At 74.9% G+C, this 3,354-nt stretch carries 4 protein-coding genes; 1 reads left to right on the top strand and 3 read right to left on the bottom strand.

The window, feature by feature from the left end:
* The coding region (locus RIF68_RS31755) for a LysR substrate-binding domain-containing protein (RefSeq protein WP_309054723.1) at positions 1-378 on the top strand (378 nt) is incomplete at its 5' end.
* A gap of 210 nt (positions 379-588) precedes the next feature.
* Here the strand turns inward: RIF68_RS31755 and RIF68_RS31750 are convergent.
* From RIF68_RS31750 to RIF68_RS31740, 3 genes are all read right to left on the bottom strand, one after another.
* Complete coding sequence (locus RIF68_RS31750; protein WP_309054724.1) at positions 589-2,319, bottom strand: Imm49 family immunity protein; 1,731 nt, start codon at positions 2,317-2,319, stop codon at positions 589-591.
* Positions 2,320-2,759: 440 nt separating this feature from the next.
* Complete coding sequence (locus tag RIF68_RS31745) at positions 2,760-3,098, bottom strand: STAS domain-containing protein (protein ID WP_309054722.1); 339 nt, start codon at positions 3,096-3,098, stop codon at positions 2,760-2,762.
* The coding region (locus RIF68_RS31740) for a SpoIIE family protein phosphatase (protein WP_309054721.1) at positions 3,095-3,354 on the bottom strand (260 nt) is incomplete at its 5' end. The genes RIF68_RS31740 and RIF68_RS31745, both read right to left, overlap by 4 nt.

Here is a 3,354-nt window from a genome sequence, read left to right as displayed (position 1 = left end):
GCCCTGGTCCACGCGCGGGGGCACGGCGCCCCGCGTTCGCTTCCGCTGGTCGACTGGGCCGAGAACTGCGGTTCGTACACCCGTGACTGGTGGGCCGCACAGGACTGGATTCCGGCGGCGACCGTCGCGGCCGAGGACGACGGAGCCGTGCTCTCCTTGGTGAGCGGAGGTCACGGGATGGCGATCATGCCCGCCCTGTCCTTGGTCGGCGCACCGGAGTCGGTCGGGACAGCCGATCTCGGCCCCCGTCGCCCGACGCGCCAGGTGGGTTACGTCACCACCTCGGAACTGGCCGGTTCCGCAGTCGTGCGCGCCGTGGTGCGGGAACTGCGGGCCTCCGTCCCCCAGGTGAGGAACCGGCTGGGACGCGGGGCGTGACCGGGCCTGGGCGCTCCGGCCGGGGCGCGGGCGTCCGGACAGCGCGCCCCCGAGGCGGGGGCCCGGCGCGAGCGGGCCCCCGTGGGCGGCACGGCACCCCGCAGGCGTGCGCGCCTCCCCGGTGGGGCGGACGGCGGGGCCCCGTGACCGGACCCGGCCACGCCTCCCCCCGGTGGGGCGGACGGCCGGGCCCTGTGACCGGCCCCGGCCCTAGAACGGTTCGGCGGCGCGCAGGACGCTCGGCGGGAGGTAGGGCGATTCGACGCGGATGGCCCAGCCGCGTCGGCGGGCGTGGCAGGCCAGGGCGAGGATGTCGAGATTCACGGACGCGTCCGGATCGCCGGCGCGGTCCGCGACCTCGTAGTAGGCGCGGTGGGTCTCGAGCGCGTCGGCCAGGGCCAGATTGAAACTCTCCTCGTCCCCGTCCACGAGCTGCGACAGCAGGACGGCCGGCGGCATGGCGTAGCCCCAGTCCTCGGCCTTCTCGCCCTGCTGCAGTGCCCGCTGCGCCGCCTGTTCGGGGTCGGTGCCCTTCAGGTAGGCGTGGAGGGCCTCGCGGTACGCGCTGAAGGCGGAGCCGTCCGGGCGGGCGAAGGCGGGGCCGGTGAGGACCAAGGGGGCGAGGTCCTCCCGTACTCCGGTGATGAGGGCGAAGGCGGTGGCCTTCTGCCAGACGCCGGCGGCGGCATGCTCGCCCCGCTCGGCCGGGTAGCGCAGGTCGCGGCCGCCGATGGACACCTCGACCTCGGTGCCCGGCTCCGCCAGTGCGATCCGGAAGAGGGCCGCCCCCGTCCGGGAGGCCAGCCGAAGGGTGGCGAGCTGGGCTTCCGTGGCCTCCTCCGGGCTCCCCGCGCGCCACTTGAAGAGGCGCTCCTGGTCGTCCATGACACCGGCGAGCCGCCGGACGGCCGGAGGATCCTCCGGCGCGAACGCCTCCCGGACGCGCTCCTCGTACCTGGCCTCGAGCTGCGGGCTCACCGTCCAGTCCAGAACCGGCCGCCGCACCACCAGCGGCCCCGCGGCGAGCGCGGCGACCGCGTCCGGCCTCCGGTGCCGGCCGAACCCCGCGACCCGCGGGCCCCGCGTCTCGAAGCCGGTGACCAGCGCGTGCGGGAGATAGCCGGAGCTGACCGCGGGCGTCCACCCCAGTGTCCGGTACGCCAGCGCGGCGAGGGCGAGGGGAACGAGCGGCAGAAGGGTGCTCGGGGAGGCCGACGGCCCGTGGACGGCGCTGTGCCGGGCCAGCAGTGCCGTCAGCGCCGTGTCGAAGGCCTCGCGGTCCTCGGCGGTCAGGGCGCGCAGCGTGCGCAGCGCCACGCTGTACGGGCGGTCGAGAAGTTCTTCGCCGGTCTCCTCGGCGCGGACGCGGATGCGGTCCAGGGCGGCGTCGACGGCGGAGAGCTTGGCCCGCGCGCTCGGCGGCGACTCCTCGTCGTCGCCCGTGTCGCCCAGGGCCACGGCCGTCAAGCCCGTGGCGAGTTCGCCGGCCGGCGTGCCCGTGGCCTGCTCGGCGAACTTCTGCCGGGCGAAGTGGAACGCCTCGCCGTGCCACGCGGCCTTGTCCCTGAGGACCGCGAGGCAGAGCGCGTCGATCCACTCCCCGGGCGCGACGCTCTCCGCCGGGGCATCCGCGCCCGGGTCGTAGCTCATGCCGAAGTTCACGTAGTCCAGGAAGACATGGAAGCTGCAGTGCGGGTGGTAGGCGGCGTAGGCGACGGCGCCGGCCGCGGCCTCGGAGGCGTCCTTGAGGACGGCCTTGGCCTCCGCGGTGTCGAGGTCGGGTGCCTCGACGGAAAGGGCGCCCAGGTAGTCGAGGAACTCGTCGGCGATCGCCCGCCACTCGTAGGTGGCCATCCGGCCGGCCCTCGACATGGACCGAACCTGGCCCCCGATGCGGTTCGTGAAGTCCTCGCGTGCCGCGCGCACGACCGCTTCGCCCACCTGGTGACGCTCTATTCGCACTGCTCTGCTCCTTGATCGAAATCGGTGCACAGCCTAGGGGGTGGGTCCGACAGGCCGACGGCTGCCGTGCACCGGGCTCGAGCCCGCGCGGGCCTCCGGGGGCTCGCGGATCCCGGGACGGCCGGAGCGCCGCCCGTCCCCCGGCTCGGCGGGCGACGATGCCTTCGTCGCGTCGTCGACGGGGGCGACGACGCCGGGCGACCCGGGGTGCGGGAGCGGGGTGGGGAACTCGGCCGGGGCGTGGGCCGCGTGGCGCTCAGGCGTCCTTCCGGCGTTCGGCGTCCTTCCGCGTCCTCAGCCCGGCGACGACGAGCGCCGACCCACCCGCGCCGACGCCCCGCGCACGGCGTGTCGGGCGCGCGGGCGCGGGAGTGTCCCGGATCGGCGTGCCGTCGGTCCGGTTCTCCGTCCGCGGGGGGTCATACCGAAGCGGCGGTGTCGCTGTCCGGGTAGAGGGCGAAGACCTGGTCGAGGCCGACGATGCGCAGGACGCGCAGGGTGGCGTCGGGGACCGAGGCCAGGGCGATGTCCGCCTGGGCCGCGTGGGCGTGGGCGCGTGCCGCGATCAGGGCGGTCAGGCCGCTGGAGTCGCAGAAGGTCATGCCGCCCAGGTCGAGGATCAGGCGCTGGCCGGGGCGCAGGGTGAGGGTGGTGAGCCGCTCGCGCAGCTGGGGTGCGAGGGCGTAGTCGAGGTCGCCGGTGATGTCCAGGACGGGGCCGGTCGGGGCGTCTCGGGTGGTGATCTTCAGCGGGCTCATGGGGTTCTCGTCGGAGTTCGGTCGGAGGACGGAGCGGGGGATCCCAGCGCGAGGAGGGCGGTGTCGTCCTCCAGGCCGTCGCCGAAACCGTCCAGGAGGCCGGACAGCGCCTGGATCACGTCGTGGGGTGATTTTCCGGCGTGTCGCGCCACGAACGCAAGGAGGGCCTCGTCACCGAACAGATTGGTGCGGTCCTCTCCGGTACGTGCCTCGGTGAGGCCGTCGGTGTAGAGGAGCAGGGTGTCGCCGGGGGCGA

It is taken from the genome of Streptomyces sp. (assembly GCF_031178505.1).
In the GTDB taxonomy this organism is placed as follows: domain Bacteria; phylum Actinomycetota; class Actinomycetes; order Streptomycetales; family Streptomycetaceae; genus Streptomyces; species Streptomyces gulbargensis.
Note: the sequence above shows the minus strand (reverse complement) of the source record. Positions and strands in the feature narration are given on the sequence as shown.